Annotated in this window: 8 protein-coding genes; all 8 read right to left on the bottom strand. The window is 53.1% G+C overall.

All coding sequences use genetic code 11. The features are described 5' to 3' along the window. Positions 1-124 precede the first annotated feature (124 nt). A complete protein-coding gene (locus tag ACWHYZ_RS03040) occupies positions 125-1,003 on the bottom strand; it encodes a glycosyltransferase family 2 protein (protein ID WP_447985816.1) in 879 nt (292 codons plus the stop codon). Further along, the gene (locus tag ACWHYZ_RS03035) at positions 1,000-2,907 is read right to left on the bottom strand and encodes a capsular polysaccharide biosynthesis protein (protein ID WP_447985815.1); all 1,908 of its coding nucleotides are present in this window, start codon (positions 2,905-2,907) and stop codon (positions 1,000-1,002) included. Before ACWHYZ_RS03035 ends, ACWHYZ_RS03040 begins: the two co-directional genes overlap by 4 nt. An 81-nt stretch (positions 2,908-2,988) precedes the next feature. Continuing rightward, positions 2,989-4,281 carry a non-hydrolyzing UDP-N-acetylglucosamine 2-epimerase gene (wecB, locus tag ACWHYZ_RS03030; protein WP_447985814.1) on the bottom strand — a complete coding sequence of 431 codons (1,293 nt, stop codon included), beginning with the start codon at positions 4,279-4,281 and terminating at the stop codon, positions 2,989-2,991. A gap of 42 nt (positions 4,282-4,323) precedes the next feature. After that, the gene (locus ACWHYZ_RS03025) at positions 4,324-5,316 is read right to left on the bottom strand and encodes a CgeB family protein (protein ID WP_447985813.1); all 993 of its coding nucleotides are present in this window, start codon (positions 5,314-5,316) and stop codon (positions 4,324-4,326) included. A 529-nt stretch (positions 5,317-5,845) separates the two neighbouring features. After that, on the bottom strand, positions 5,846-7,402 hold the full coding sequence (locus tag ACWHYZ_RS03020; protein ID WP_447985812.1) for a methyltransferase domain-containing protein: 1,557 nt from the start codon (positions 7,400-7,402) through the stop codon (positions 5,846-5,848). Between the two features lie 21 nt (positions 7,403-7,423). Next, on the bottom strand, positions 7,424-8,269 hold the full coding sequence (locus ACWHYZ_RS03015; protein WP_447985811.1) for a hypothetical protein: 846 nt from the start codon (positions 8,267-8,269) through the stop codon (positions 7,424-7,426). 119 nt (positions 8,270-8,388) lie between these two features. Continuing rightward, on the bottom strand, positions 8,389-14,355 hold the full coding sequence (locus ACWHYZ_RS03010) for a methyltransferase domain-containing protein (protein ID WP_447985810.1): 5,967 nt from the start codon (positions 14,353-14,355) through the stop codon (positions 8,389-8,391). 167 nt (positions 14,356-14,522) lie between these two features. Beyond that, positions 14,523-16,283: a polysaccharide biosynthesis/export family protein gene (locus ACWHYZ_RS03005; RefSeq protein WP_447985809.1), complete on the bottom strand. Its 1,761-nt coding sequence runs from the start codon at positions 16,281-16,283 to the stop codon at positions 14,523-14,525. Between the last annotated feature and the right edge of the window lie 2 nt (positions 16,284-16,285).

Raw genomic sequence — 16,285 nt, 5'->3', positions numbered from 1 at the left:
CCTCAATAATATGGTAGGTACATCGACACCTTCATGAGGGCGTTGCCATTCACGCAGCGCCTCCACGGAACGACTTCGGCCAGGTGACCCACAGTTCAAGGCATACTGACGTCTACCGAATAATTCAGCGAAGTTGTTCCCCAGTGCAACGAGATGATGAGCCGTGATGTGAAATGCTGGCGAAGCTTGATGGCTGAAGGGGGGCCACGTTGAAGCGGCCATAGGATGGGTCCGGCTCGTGGGATGACTGAAGTGTCTGATACCGGAGACACCGCGACTGCATCCAACGCACGGCGATAAGATCATAGAGGCCCTTGAAAAGTCGATTCCCTACCCCGTATTTGGACACACCATGCTTCCGTGGATAGTGCCGGACTGGCACTTCTGTCACTGTAAACCCGTGCATCAAGGCCAACGCTGGGAAAAAACGATGCATACCCTCAAACATTGGGATTCGTTCGATCACCGGGCGGCGGAATATTTTCAGTGAACATCCGGTGTCGTGAATTCGGTCGCCCGCCATGCGGCTGCGAACCGCATTCGCAAGTCGCGAAGAGAGTCTTTTCGTGAACGTATCGTGCCGATCCTTTCGCCACCCACAGACCAGATCATATTCGGCACTGAACGGAAGAAGCTTCAGAATATCAGCCGGGTCAAATTGCAGATCACCATCCATTGTAATAATGAGTTCTCCGGCAGCATGGCGGAACCCGGCGTCGAACGCCGAACTCTGGCCATAGTTACGATCGAAATGAAGAACCTTCACAGTTTTGTGCGTGCTCGCGATGGAGTCTAAGAGGTCGCTGCTTCCATCAATACTTCCGTCATCTGTATAGATGATTTCAAACGGGGCCGTGCGAGAAAGAAGAGCCGTCCCCATCACCGTCAATAATTGTTCGGTAAGAACAAGCAAATTATCTCGTTCGTCCTTGATGGGGATGACCACGGAGGCCCATGGTCTAGGTACCATCGTCATGCGGACTGACCCCTCTGCCGCAGTCACAATCGTTTCCCAAGACGAAGCACCAAGCGCACGAGTTGGCGGCACAGTGGCAACCTTGTCGGGCCGTGCCGCCGCCAGTCTAAGAGTTCGTCCAACGCGCGTTCCGCCGTCGTGAATCTACCCGTTGTCCGGCTGACATAGGTGGGATAGAGGATGAGGGCTCCTGCAACCAATTCATCGAGGGTCAAACGCCGCGTGCGCCGTGCAATCGGCGCATGGTCGTCCGTGAGCCCCCACCCCGCATAAAATGGCTGCCCGTAGCACGTGACGGCTTTCCCCCGCAGCAGCGCCTCGAAGCCGGCCAGGGACGTCAGTACGTGCACCTCATCCACGAGAGACAGTAAGTGCCCCATATCGACATCTGTGACCACTTCATCGCACCAGCGCGTCGCGTGATCTTCCTGCCTTCCCTGTTTCCGGAGCCCGGCCACGACGTCGGGATGCGGCTTATAGGCGACATGCGCCCCAGGATTCCCTTCCCGCACCGCCTGCAGCAAGCCCATATTGGTCTTGATCTCAGGCGCGCCATAGCGGATCGAGGCATCGGATTCGACCTGTCCCGGCACCAGGATCACCCGGCCCGCTCCCATCGGTCGCCGCCAGTCTGCCGTTCCCACATTATATTTGGTGAGTCCCTCCGCGACGATGCGCTCCCGCAGCCGCCGCGCCCGCGCCAGCAAGTCGGCGGGGAACTGGGTGGTCTCGAGCAGGCGTTCCAGCCCTGAAGGGACCGTCGCATCGTAGTACAGGCCTTGAACATCCATCACCAGCGACAGAGGCCGGATCAGATCGGCGCCCAAGCCGACCGACCGCACAAACGCATCCTCCAAGCGAATCACCGGCCTTTTCTTGTCGCGATTGGTGTGTCCCCACACAGCCAAGGTGGAATCCTCAGGGGCCTCGTCCGGTTGTGCGACGAATTGCACCTCGCTGCCTTGAAAAAATGAACGGACAATTGGTTTCTTCCAGCGCTTAAATCCACTCGCATACACAGTGTCGGGAAAACGCATACGCATCCGCCGTTGTAATCCCATCCATTCGATCAGCCGTTCCGGCTCGCAGCGGCGGGTAGTTTCAGGATCGAGATAGCGGGGATATTCAACGAGCGCGGCGTGCAAGAGATCTTCCAACGCCATGGGCCTGCGCGGCGCAGGCGCCGACAGCTCATCCTGCGTGAGGCCCCAACCCGCATAGAACGGCATCCCGAAGGTGCGCACTGGTTTGCCCCACAACACCCCTTCAAACCCCATCTGTGAAGTCACAACATAAACAGACTCGGCATGCTCAATGAGGCTGACTGGATGCACGTCCTGACCGAGGATCAGAACGCGTGCAATTCGAGACGTCGTTGCCACATCAAAGTGTCCACGCTTCCGACCCGCCATGACCTCCGGATGCACCTTGAGTAGAATCGTGCAACCAGGGTTCTCGTCCAAAGCAGCCTTCAGCATCCGTGGAAAGGCTGACTCACCCACCATCCCATAGCCAATCGACGCATCCCCCCACGTCTGGTCCACCACGAGCACATACCGTTCCGGAAATGCGCCGATATACTCACGGGCATAGTTGTATTTGGAGACACGCGCTTCGCGCCAAGCCTTCTGGAGAGCTTGCGCCCGGTGGATCTCATCGGCATTGCGTGATCGGGCAATCAGGAATTCCAACCGCGAAGGGCAGGTCGCGTCATAATAGATACCAAGATCATCGACGACGATCGAGAGCGGCGGCTCAGTGGGACCCAAACCGACGGAACGCAGAAAACCGTCTTCAAGACAGAGGAACGGGATGCCAAGAGTCCGCGATGCCTGCCGAGCGCGGCGAGCATATTTGCGACGTCCCCACCCTAGCGTCGCGCTGAGGCCTGAAGGTGTACGGAGTAAAACAGGTTCGATGGCGCCATCCATGAAGTGAGCCAATGCGGGCTGCCGGCGCAAACCCTGGTTGAACACCCCATAGCGCTTCGGATGAGACAGATCGCTCAGGACCTACCTCACGCGGCTTGACGGTTGTCTGCTGGCTAATTTCTTATTGGCTTGCAGGCGCTTGATAAGGATGGACACGATCCGCTGGGCGGCGTTGCCATCCCATAAGGGGGGAGTCCGTGAACGCTTGCGCTTGACCGTGAGCGAGGCTCGTGCCTCCCGAAGGATGCTTCTTGGATTCGTTCCTGCCAGCCGATTGGTGCCATGAGTGATCGTAACCGGCCGCTCCGTATTCTTGCGCAGCGTCACACAAGGGACACCGAGCGCCGTCGTCTCCTCTTGGATTCCACCGGAGTCCGTGAGAAGCACTCGGGCGTGAGACATCAAACAGAGGAAATCCAGATAGCCGAGCGGTTCGATGCAATGCAGAATTCCCTTATCATTCGTAACCGGCTCAGAGCCCTCCAGGGTCCGGCAATAGTCACCGAGTCCGTGCTCTTTAACCCGCCCTACCGTGCGGGGATGCACCGGAAAAATAACCGGCACATGCCGCGACACCTGAATCAAGGCATCTAATATCCCCTTGAATGTCTCAGGATCATCGACATTGCTCGGGCGATGCAACGTGACCAGTGCATACGGCAACACAGCTGCATCGACCACATGGCCTTGAGATCGCCGCTTTCCTACCGCATGCAATAGGTCAGCACCTGTGGCGTGATCATGGCCAAGCCGTTTGAAGATCGTCGACTCAAGAGCATGCTGTCGGTGGCGCAGCAGTGTATCCACCATCGTGTTGCCCACGTAATGGATGCGCGTTTTTGGAATACCTTCAGCCCGCAAATGCTTCATGCCGCTCGGTTCAGTCACAAACAGGAGGTCCGACAATCGATCGGTAAGCACCCGGTTGATCTCTTCGGGCATGGTCCAGTCATCACTTCGGAGTCCGACTTCGACATGCACGATCAGTGGTCGCGCAAGGCTGCTGTAATTGCTATCTGTGGGATACGCGACTTTGGACGCAACCAGGGAACAGGCGATGGTGGAATTGACATCGCCCACGACCAGGACGGCATCAGGCCGTTCTTGAAGAAGGACCGGCTCAAATCGTTTCATGACCTCGGCGGTCTGAACCGCATGCGAGCTAGAGCCCACTTCAAGGTTAATGTTGGGTTCTGGAATGCTGAGATCTTTAAAAAATGTCTTCGACATTTTTTCATCATAATGCTGGCCCGTGTGCACCAAGACCATGTCGAGCTTGTGCTTCCCCGCCCTCTGCACATCTTGAATGGCTTCCACGATAGAGGCGATCTTCATAAAGTTCGGCCGGGCCCCGGCGATCAGCATAATTTTCATGTGGAGCATTTCCCTTCTGATGGTGACGTTCTGCGGCTGAAACTACGAAATCGCCCGTACAACTTCGCCGAGGCGGCAGCTCCATGTAAATTCCCTGAGCACATATTCGGCACCTGCCGCAGCCACCTCACGGTCACGAGGCGTGAGGCCATGCTTGAGGCGCCCAAAGAGGTCGCGCGCCTCCTCTTCGCTATGGACGACATGGCAGTAGTCCTTGAAATGACGATCCACGGACAAAGAAGGTGTCGTCACCGCGAGGCCACCGCACGCCAGAATTTCAATGAGACGACGAGAAAACATTGTGGCGGAGTCCTCAACGGTGTTTACGTTCAGCGAGACCATATAGTCTCTGTAGATCTCGCCGGTCTTCGTATGAGGCACACTGGGCCGGACTTCGAGCCAGGGCATATCAGGATACCGGTAATTCGAAGAACGTCGTGCAGAGTTGCGGTCAAATACCTTCAGGCCGATGTCGGAGCAGCCGGCAAACAACATTTGTTGCCACTTCCGTCTACGATCATGAATGTGGAGGCTATAGCTACCGAGGAAACAGGCCTGGCGGTGAGTGAATCCATCTTTAGAAGGAGAATGAATCGCCGGTTGAACGGCGAACATGAGCGGAGCAACAGGCACATTGGGACCGACCACCGCCTGGTATCGAGGAATACAGTTATCGTCTACGGTGAAGATGTAATCAAAGAGCGAGGCACTGGAGATGAAGCGCTCAAAATGCACACCATCCTCTTTGTTCCAAAAGACACATGGGATGCCAAGCCCCCGCGCATAGGTAACCACCTTCCGAAGCGCCAGGTTGTTACGCTCCGGCCGGTCCGGATATGCGGCGATCTTGTACTTCCACGCATTGCCCCGCCCCTGCCAGGCCGATTCCACGAAGATCATGTCCGGCCTCCAGAACTTCAGCAATAGCTTGGCATTGAGCGGTGTCAGATCGCGCACGTGGCATTCGAAGGACAGGCAAGACCTGGTCAGTTCATCGGCAATCAGCGCCACTTTTAGATTGCGGAAAGCACCCATCGGTTTCACCGGCTGAATGCCGGAAAGAGGCAGACAGCATGGGAAAGATTCGCTACATGCTGAACTAGCCATTGTGCCTGGCATGCTATCAAGTCAGCCTGGATGGACACTCATTTGACCATGAACCGCTTGTCTCCGGATCGCTGGGACTGTCGTGGTTGAGTCCTTCGATACGCCAGGAAACGCTGAACCTGTTTAAGACTCCTGGTAACGGCGGTCCTCTTCAGGAAGTATTCATGGAAGGACATTTTCCGAAGCCTTGATCGATAATCGGTCTTTTTGCAATTATGATTCTAATCTGGAGCACGGGTAATCATATGGCGTGCTACATCTCTGGTATCGAGAGACTCAGTTCCCGTCTACCGAGCGAATGAAGTTAAAATAGCGAAGCCCTCGGCATAACGTTCACGTATGGAATGTACTTCAGTTATATATCCTTGTGCACCGAGCATGACCTTCAGAGCACATAATTCAGCGACGTAAGACTGGGAACCATGAAGCAGGAACGCGTCAAGTTATCTAATCCTGTTCATTTTGGTTGCTTCATCTCTAAGCTCTGCACTGTAGCACTCTTGCGTAGAATAAAAACTTTCATTTGTTCCCGTGTCACTGAATCCAATCCTGCTTCGGCTTGCACGACGAACCGTTCACCAAATAATTCAAGAGCATCCTGTAGCCCGTAACGCCTGTAAGAGCCTACGCCGTACTTTGCTAAGGCTTCAGGTCCGTAGTGTTCGGTCAAGTTTTCGTAGTCTGATGTGGACGAACCCTCTCGATAAGGAACAGTTAGTACCGCGATCCCTTGGGGTTTTAAAACACGGTGGATTTCACTTAAGGCATCTCGATCATTTGCCACATGATTCAACACATGTACCGCAAAGAAAGCATCGAAGCTCTCGTCTCGTATCAAGCTCATATTTTGTATGTCCATCTGCATATCAACTTCCCGTACAGGGCGTACGTCAAAGTTCACAACCTCAGACGCTTGAGAAAGAAAAGCGATCTTCTCAACTGTGTTCGCATAATTTACGAGTACGCGAGAACCTACAAAAGGATTACCCACGCGAGCGAATACGTCATGCAGCTGTCTATGGCGCGCTCTTGATCCGCAGCCTGGACATATATCGTTCGGCAATTTTTCCCCAAATACAGCTCCGCATATGGTGCAAATGCAATCTTTTCCTGGAACCTCGATGATGTTACTTCTACAGTTGTAATTGATCAGCATTGGTACATCTGGCATCCTGGACAACCAATCTGCATAGCCTATTGGCTCTGTGTTGCTATTTAGATGCTCGCATATAAGATGTAATCTCTCCTCGTGATCGGGTGCGAATTCCTCAAAAAAATCCCCTGAACGCTTAAGCAGTGACCAAGAATGTAAAGTCAGATTGAAAGTTTTTCGGCGTTTGCGAAAGCGCACCCGGTCGAAATGACCTTCATACTTCTCCCATTGAAACGAAAGAGGTTCAGGAGAAAAGTCAACTGGTAACTCAATCAGACCGTTCTTCCACTTAAAAGGCTCATTATTGATCCCCTCGTCAGAGACCGCCCATGTCTCTTGATGGCGAGATGAGTTAAAATTGCTCAGCGCTATAAACCCTACCGCATGCGCAGCCTCAACCGTATGCTCATTAAAGTGATAACCGCCTGCACGAAAGCAGATTGGGTTTAATCCAAATATTTGTGCATACTTGAATGCTGCAAATTGAAGGAATCGATGATTGAGCTGACAATTGAGTTGATTAAGGCCTGCAGGCCCGCTAAATGGACCCTTAATATTCCATTTTCTAACAAGCCATTCGGAGTGCAAATGAATGTGAAGTTCATGCCCGTGCTCAAGGAGAAAATGTCCTATTTCCGCAACAGCTTTATCGCCATAGAGAACTGATGAAGCGATATCGATTAGAAAATTCCCTTTAATTTTGTGTTGCTCTAGAATGCTTGAAATTCTGCGGATGCCAAATTCGGTGCCATTAACCTTGCCCCAAATGAGGCGATTAATGTGATCTTCGCTTGCACGTCCAGGGAGCGCTTCCACATCAAATGAGATGAATGAGATCGGTTTTATTTTAGAAAAAATCATTTACTGCAATGGCGAATGCCTTTACTTTCTATTATGGAAACGTCCTACTGACAACATAGGAAAACCGTCGAACGCGTAGCTATACTCTATGATAACCATGTGGTAAAGAAAGCTGTCGTCACTGTCATTTGCCCCTAGGATGATCCTATTGTGTCCGTATTCATCATAGCAACCGTTTTTGTTGAAATCATGTCCGAGGTCTTGATTCAAGATGAAGCCTGATTTGCTATCCTGGTTTAGCAAGATGCTATTTTGGACCCAAGTGGGTTGGCTTTGGCTAGGGCTCACATAACTCAAAACATTGCCGTTCTCCCGTTCGACAAACACAGCAATTTTCAGCCCGGTCGGCATGGCTTTCCAAGGAGTTTTTGCGACTGAATTATTGTCTTTGTGAAAATAGTCACCGTAATAATATGGAAAGAAATTCTCTTTTCTCAAAGTGATTGACTTATTAGGACTCGCTGATGCGTAGCCATAACCTACTGCCAGCGGTAATTCTACGTCCAGAACATTGTCTTTGATTCGTGATAACTCGTAGCCGCCTTCAGCCCCATTTTCCGCCGTCCACTCGTAGGTCAGCGCGCCAAGGGTAATGGATAGGGTCCTGCTGTCAGAACTCCAGGTTCCCTTCACAAATCGCTGAGCCGATTCAGTTGGGATATCTATTAACTTGTTCTGACAAGCCGTTCCGCCATACGGTGCTCGCATATCATGACGCAAGGCCGTCTTCGTAGGCTTGCTGTTGGCATTTGCATCAAACTCCTTGTATTCGGCTACCACTGATTCATTGGAAAACGCGTAATTGCCGATAAGAACATAGTTGTTCATATCTTGGTCCAGCGTCCCATAGCCTACGGCGAATACCATGTGGCCCCCCTTGGGTACGGGATTTTCGGCGTGAGCCTTCAAGGGAAAAGGCAAGAAAAGCAAAAGCAGCAAGCATGATTGCAAAAGTGAGAGCATCATTCGAGAAATCTACTTTCCTGTTAAGCAAACCGTCTGTTCAGTGATTGATCTGGTACCAGCATTCTTAGCTCAGCAGCTATAGTTTGTTCCGGCCCGCTCTGCTGCCTTACGCGTTTTGCTGCATTGTTCGACAGCTCCAAGAACCGTCCCGGATTCTCATACAGATCAGCAATTCCTTTTGCTAATCCTAACGCATCTTCGCCTTTTGCTAGCATGCCGCAATCTGCATCTACAAAATCAGGAATTGCTGCTACGGCATTGGTCACTGGCACCAAGCCAGATGACATCGCCTCGTCCCGTGATACACCTTGAGAATCCATTCGACTTGGGCACAAAAAAATACCGTATTCCTTGTGGAGTGCCGCAATTTCGTACTGTTTTAGAAAGCGCTGTTCAATATATACATTCCGATATTCTCGGAGCGGGGCCAAGGTCTCTTCAAATAATGGCCCATCGCCGATCATGCGAAACTCCATGTGGTTAAACCATGACTTAGTTGAGAGAACCTGGATCGCTTTGACGCTCAGATCATTGGCATAAATTCTCGATGCGTACGGCCGGATCGATAAAACCTTTTTTCGCTGCTCAGGCGATTTTTGCTCATATCTGAAGACGTCGGTATTGATAGGGTTATGGATGATGGTGTAGTGACCTTCCGGAATTCGGAAGCCCAAATCCGCCATGACCTCTTCTGCAAAATAGCGGGAAACGAATATCAACCTGAGGTGGGCCGGAACATCCTTAAGTAGTTCTCTCCAAAATGCCATACGCTTTTCGCTCTGCATCTTGGCGACAGCGCGTTCGTCTTCAGTTTGGCAGTTAAATTCTCTACGATGCCATGGCTGGATTTCTGCGCCATGCACCCATACTACTACTTTCAGCTTTTTGATATGGTGCTGCAGCACATCCCACATACCAGGGTCAAGGAAATGCACCAACACGGTCTTGTACTGTCCGGTGGATAGCATCTGGTGCAACACTTCTTGGGAGCCGGTGATGACATCTACGTTTTCAAACTCGTGATACGACACGGCTTCATGTGGGCGTAATCTAAAGACGTCTACTCCGACGCCCTGTTCCCGATAGGCCCGTACGCGACTGTGGACATATGCGTTGCGATATAGGTCATCGTATGACGCATAATGATTAGTCAGGAGCAAATGTTCTGCCTGACCGATCATTTCCGCAGGCTCCCAATTGCGGTGTCCGAGCACTAGACGTTTTATTTCGGCATTGCCACCGGCATAGAAACGCAACCCGAATCGAATTCGATCAGTCCCCGGCGGAATAGGGGCTTCCTGATTGCGATTCGCATGTTTAATGACGTGACTAATCTTCTGCTTCTGGGCATCCAGGAATTGGACCACCAATTGAATATTAAGCCCCGGAGTGACATCCAAATAGATCTTCAACTGGTCGGCGAAACCAAGCTCATTCAAGCTATGCTCGGCAGTGGCATACAGATACTCATGCTTGCCGTCAGACAGCGTAGAGTCCACCCGCCAGCTTTCCTGCTCTACTCTTAGCTGGATTGCCGCACTCGGCATTTTGCCAAAGTTTGCTGCTAACTGTTTCCCCGTTAGACTGGGGCAAACATCCCGGCTGTTCTTTTCCGGCGCAATTCGTTCCGCTCTTTGCAAAAGAGCATTGATCGACACGCCGGTATCGAGACCCTCCAAGTCATCCACTTTTTCTCTTAGAACAGCAGGATCCACAACAGCGCCGTGCCGGCAGTAATTGAACTCGTCGATGGCCAAGCCATGGGTATCCTGCAATCGGCGGGTGCTCAACGATTGCACCCACTCCAATACATTTTCCTTGGCTATAACGTGCCGCCGGATGACCCCGGCGCGAGCCGGCAGGCCGTGCACAGATTGGTAGGCTTGGTCCGATTGCTCGAGTTGGAAGGCGCCGCTTTCCCAGAGATACCTTGCGGCTTTGCCTATCATGTCCGCCTGCGTGTAACGCGTGGCCAGGGCAATATCATGTAAATAGTTGGGGCCGTAATAGTCATCGGCAACCATTCCGGCTATGAGTTCCGCCGTATTATCCAACCCGTCAACAACAATATTATCGGCGTGTTCAGCGCGCACTAGGTGAACTCGCCTATCATGGCTTCCCCCCGAGAGAACCCCATCATCTATGACAACGTACAGTGAGGTATTGGCATAGGTCTGCCGCTGATAGTTTGCCCGTATGACATTCAGCTCACTTTGGGTCAATGCATAGGCAAGTACCGCTATATGAGGCATCGCTTGATGTGACGCCTTGCCGCTAATCTTAGAAATAACATAGGCCAAGCGCTGACCATACGTATGTTCTTGCATCACCTTGCGTAGAGCGGCCAACCTAAGTTTGCGGCTATGCTCCTCGTTGCTGGCAACCTTATTGAGACGACGGACAATTTCGTGACCGCTGTCACTGGTGATCACAAGATCGCCAAAGAGGAGCCGAAGGCCGCGTGAGAAATTGCTAATGGTGATGGTATTGGAACCCAATAATTCGAACACCCGACGGGCAAACATCGATTGGGACTGCTTGATTGAGTTCAAATTGATGGCATACTTGTAGCCTTTATAGGCCTTATCGATCTGATCGAATGGCAGGGTGCCCACAATATAGGGTCGGTATTCCTCGGGGAACTGATAGTTCGCATCATTCTTCCCGTAGTTACGGTCGTAGATTTCAAGTGGCCGGAAGGCTGGAAGTTCCATGACAAAATTGCCAAGATCGCGAGTTCGCTCCGGGTAGCGAACATAGTAGGCGCCTGCAAAACAGAAAGCGTCCTTACGTTGGTACGTTTCAATCGGATTGTTCATCGCCGGCTGGCACGCGAACGGAAGCAGGTACACACGGTCATGCCCTAATGCCCCCTTGTAACGATGGATACAGTCGATGTCCGTGGTGAACACATGGTTGAAGAGCTTGGCGGTGTTGAGAAAGGTTTCAAAATGAATGGGGTCTTCCTTGCACCAGAACACCGTGGGGATTTTCTTAGCCCCGCACCATTCCACTATCCCTTGCAGTTCGGCGCTCGTATGGCCGACCTTGTTACCCCAGAGTTCATCCTTGCCACGCCAGGCAGACTCGATGAACAGGAGATCAGGATTGGCGGTCTCCAGTTCAGCTCTCCAATTGGCTGGAGTTAGTTGGTGCAACCTGGCCTCTGGCTGAAAAGAACTGAATGTGAACTCGTCCATGATGCAGGCTATGCTGAGTTTTCCATTCGAGTCAGATGGAACGGTTTGAGAGGGGCAACATTTCAAGGCCGAATCTGCTGAAATGACACATCCTTCTGACTGGGGATCTTGAGACAGGAACTGGGACTGCGGCGAGATCACTTGCGGCTGGGCGGAAGGTACCTGTGGCGAGAAAGTCGTTATAGCAAGAGCTGGCTTGAATCCTTTTTTCTTACGACGCTGAACGGCTTCTTTGCGCAATGCCCATAGCGCGGATGGCAGTCTTACAAAGCCGTTGACCGACTTGAATCCGTGAATGAGGAGATGGCCAAACTGAAATGAAATCGTCGCGCGCGTCTTCACCAATTGCTGCTCTACAGTTTTTTTCTGCTGCCGCACCTGTTCGAGTTGCCCGGCCTTCTCAGCGAGCGCTTTTCTGTCTTTTCGCAATTCGATCCGGAGTTGCTCAAGGGTATGCTGACCTTCACGGGCTTTAGAGTACTGGGCCTCCAGTTTGTTCTTTAACTCTGGAATTTCTTTGGCCGTTACCTGCCGATATTTCGAGTTTGCCTGTTCCAACTGTACGGTAGTTTGTCGCAGGCCTTGCTCTGCCGCCTGGCGGGCAGCCTCTTCCTGTTCCACCCGTTGCTTGAGCACTGTAACCTGTTCAGTGGCCCCCCGATATTTCTGATTGGCCTCTTCTAAACGGGCACGCACCGCCTCAAGCTCGGCTTCGAGCCGGATCAGCTTTTTCTCCACCTCATAGGCCGCGACGCTCTGCGCCCGCCCTTGTTCATTGAGCTGTGTAAGTTGTTGCTGTAGACCGGTGCGTTCCTCTTGCAGGTCAATGTGACTCTGTTCAAGCTGTCTAAGGGTCTGCTCTGTCGTCTGATGGGCCGTTTCTTCTTGTGTCACCCGCTGCTTGAGCGCACTGACTTGGTCGGTGGCTCCCCGATATTTCTGGTTGGCCTCCTCCAGCCGGGCACGCACCCCCTCCAGGTCAGATTCGAGTCGAATCTGTTTCTTCTCCGCTTCATGCGCCGCGGTGCTCTGTGCATGCCGTTGTTCACTGAGCTGCGCAATCTGTTGCTGAAGGGCTGCGCGTTCTTCCTCCAGACGTCCGAGAGCCTTTTCCAACTGTCCGTTGGCCTGTCGCTGCCCTTGCTCTGCCAACTGGCGCGCCGTTTCTTTAAGCGCGCTGACTTGTTCCGTGGACTTTCTATATTTCTGATTGGCATCCTCGAGACGCCCGCGCACCGCCTCAAGCTCGGCTTCCAGCCGAATCACTTTTTTCTCCGCCTCATGCGCCGCGGTGCTGTGCACCTGCCCTCGTTCACCAAGTTGGGCGAGCTGTTGCTGAATCGCTGTGCGCTCTTCCTGCAGACGAACATGACTCTGCTCCAGTAGTCGCAAGCCATGCTCGGCCGCCTGGCGGGCTGTTTCTTCTTGTGTCACCCGCTGCGTGAGCGCACTGACTTGTTCGGTGGCTCCCCGATATTTTTTATTGACTTCTTCGAGCTGGCTGCGCACCGCATTTAGGTCCGTTTCAAGCCGAATCAGTTTCTTCTCCCCTTCATGCGCCGCGACGCTCTGCGCCTGACTCTGCTCACTCAGTTGCATGATCTGCCGTTGAAGAGCGGTGCGCTCTTCCTGCAGTCGAGCTTGTATCAACTCCAGCAGACTGGTCGCTTGTTGCATCCCTTGGTCGGCAGCCCGACGGGCCGTCTCTTCCTGCCCCACACGCTGCTTCAGTGCGGTGACTTGTTCGGTGGCCACTCGGTATTTCTGGTTGGCTTCATCCAACCGTGCACGCACCGCATCGAGGTCACCTTCAAGCTGAATCAGTTTTTTCTCCGCCTCATGCGCCGCGCCGCTCTGCTTCTGACCCTGCTCAATGAGTTGCGCGATCTGTAGTTGAAGAGTGGTGCGTTCTTCCTGCAGACGCGTCTGAGTCAACTCTAGATGTTGCAATCCCTGGTCGGCGGCTCGTCGGGCCGTTTCTTCCTGCCCCACTCGCTGCTTGAGCGCCGCGACTTGTTCGGTAGCCCCTCGATATTTCTGATTGGCCTCGTCCAGCTTCTTCCTAGTAGACAATAGATCATCACGCAGCACACGTTCGGTCTGATAAAAAGCACCTTCAAGCTTTTCCATCTGTGCGACCGTCGGGTGGAAGGCCTCTGCCCCACTAGTTGTTTCCACTCGACGGTCGGCTACTATTCCAAGCCATTTCCCAAGAACTTCAATGCCAACGACGTCAAAGTACTTGGCTACGAGCTGAACAGGCTTCAGAAGATAGAATGTGTGTTTGTGATCAATAAAATCATTGATCCCGAACGGTACCGTTACAATGAGTCTTCCTTTTCCCGGAAGAACTCGGGCGGCCACTTCTAAAAAGAAATCTGGCCGCGTCAGGTGTTCCAGTACCTCGCTCATCACTACGGTGTCTGTCTTCAAATCACCGAAATCCCAGGAAAGAAAGTCAGTATTGATAAATGAAACGTTGCGTTGAACATGCTCTGGCTCATTGGCGAGATAGAGCTTTGCTTCCTCTATTGCTTTCTGGCTGACATCAAGACCGATTACTTTAAGACCTTCACGACCTAAGAGAATAGGCACAATACCCTGACTGCATCCCACATCCACGACGCTGTCTCCTTGGATATGGCGGCATATCCAATGGATGCGACTTTGCGTCTCTCGCATGAACTGCTGCCCCATCAAGCCATAGTACGCCTCCGCGACTCGGTCATGAATATCAGGGCCAGTCTCGGTTTCCGATGAATTTTGTAGTTTATCCCTATCATTCATGATGTAAGCCCAAATTGTGCGGGAAGAGGTCTCGATCAACTTTGACAATATCAAAACAGGCTTATGACCACGCCGATCATCAATACTAGCTAGGAAGTATCTGCGTCATTTCCTTCCCAACCTGCCGCCACTTCACGTCGATACCGCTAACCCTTCGCTGATCTCACTTAAAATAAACGTGTCACCACGCCAGCCATCAGAGCCATCTGAAACAGGATTTGCGAAATATCTTTGGCAATTTGCAATGACTTCACGTCGATCCTGGGCAGCACGAGAATTTGGTCCCCGACTCGCACCTGAACCTTTTTAAAGAAGCCCCCGGTTCCTTCGCTGAAACTGCCGTCCCGGTGCGCAATGATCACACGCGACGCATCCGCATTCTGCGTATAGCCCCCGGCTCGTTCGATATAATCGTTCACGGACAAGCCCTTCTCATAGGCAATGGTATTGGGGAACAGCACCTCGCCCCCCACGAGGACCAGCCCGTCCCTGAGCGGGACGTTCAAGATATCTCCCTGTTCCAGCAAGAGCTCATCCCGTTGATTGGCCTGCGCGACCAGTACCTGCCCCGAGGGTTCCACGCTCTTCGCGCGCTCCACCCACTGCAAAATCAAATTGGCCTCATTGGTGCGCAGCACCGATTCATCGTTGGTGGCCGACCGTGCGGTGAGCACGGACGCCTCCAAACTTTTGAGCGATGTCTGGAGGATGGCTTTTTGCCGGTCTTTGACGCTCAACCGGAAGAGCTGCACATTGTTCTCATCGGACCGCTCCGAGAATTGAACCCGCCGCATCAGCTCGCCCAGACGCGACCCGTACTGGAGTTCATATTCCTGTTGCCCGAGATGCTCGCCCTGGACACGGACCGTAATGGTCCCGGGCCGTTTATCCGCCGTAAATTCAATCAGGTCGCCATTGCCAATCCGCAGCTCACCGGCCTCGCCGATCGGATAGTATTCGATGTTCTTAATCACCCCGGTATTTCGGGTGATCCGGATATGGGTGGCGTCCGGCAGGGGCTTGGCCAGTTTCATTAGATACGTCAGGTTCAGATCCGGACTGGCAAACTCGAAGCGTTTGGCATTCTCGGCCAGTCCGCCGACCGTAACCGTGCGTTGGCGGGAGGAGACAAAGATTACATCGCCGTCGGCCAACTGCACTTGAGGAATATGACCCTCCAGCAGGAACTCGTAGAGGTTCATCTGCACACGAACCTGCCCGCCCCGCTTCACCTGCACATTTAAGAAGGAGCCGCGGCCGAGATCGATGCCTCCGGCCTGGTCGAGATAATGGAGCAGGCTGTCCATCGAGGTTCCGTTGTAGAGGCCTGGGCGCTTGACGAAGCCGCCGACAAACACCCGCACCGGTTGCGCTTCCGCCAAGCTCGCATAGCTGAACACGTTGGCTTTAAACACCCGCCGGGCGGCTTTCTCGATCGTCTCCTGTAAATCGTGGTTGCGCACACCCAGCACCTTCACCGGGCCCACGTTCGGCATGAACACATTACCCTGCGGATCCACGGTCAGGATCCCGTCGAACGTCACGCTGCCCCACAGGGTTAATCGGATGCTGTCGCCGATGGCGATCAGATAGTCGGGGTTGAACTGGGTGGGCCCCTGCCGAGCAAAGGCGCCGGTAAACAGATGGGCGCCGAACACCGGGCTCTTGATGGCGTCCACATCGGTTTGTGCCACATCCGGCCGGATCTCCGTCACCGCTTGCGGCGATTGCGGCGCAACGACCGGCGGCTGGTCGGGCGGGGTCGCCGGCCCTAGGGCACCGGCTTTCTGCATGCCCATCGGCGGCTTCGCCGGTGGAGGCGTGGTCAGTTTTTGACCCAAGCCGAGGGCGCCAAAAAAACTCTGCTCTTGTGCCGATACGGTGGTGGCGAACAACACCACGACGAGGAGGGTGGTGAGATAACGCATAG

Source organism: Nitrospira sp. Nam74 (assembly GCF_965152615.1).
Note: the sequence above shows the minus strand (reverse complement) of the source record. Positions and strands in the feature narration are given on the sequence as shown.

Excerpts from the sequence above, each read along its gene's own strand:
- ACWHYZ_RS03035 (WP_447985815.1), bottom strand. The coding sequence starts at position 2,907 with ATGGATGGCGCCATCGAACCTGTTTTACTCCGTACACCTTCAGGCCTC.
- wecB (WP_447985814.1), bottom strand. The coding sequence starts at position 4,281 with ATGAAAATTATGCTGATCGCCGGGGCCCGGCCGAACTTTATGAAGATC.
- ACWHYZ_RS03025 (WP_447985813.1), bottom strand. The coding sequence starts at position 5,316 with ATGGGTGCTTTCCGCAATCTAAAAGTGGCGCTGATTGCCGATGAACTG.
- ACWHYZ_RS03020 (WP_447985812.1), bottom strand. The coding sequence starts at position 7,402 with ATGATTTTTTCTAAAATAAAACCGATCTCATTCATCTCATTTGATGTG.
- ACWHYZ_RS03015 (WP_447985811.1), bottom strand. The coding sequence starts at position 8,269 with ATGGTATTCGCCGTAGGCTATGGGACGCTGGACCAAGATATGAACAAC.
- ACWHYZ_RS03010 (WP_447985810.1), bottom strand. The coding sequence starts at position 14,355 with ATGAATGATAGGGATAAACTACAAAATTCATCGGAAACCGAGACTGGC.
- ACWHYZ_RS03005 (WP_447985809.1), bottom strand. The coding sequence starts at position 16,283 with ATGCGTTATCTCACCACCCTCCTCGTCGTGGTGTTGTTCGCCACCACC.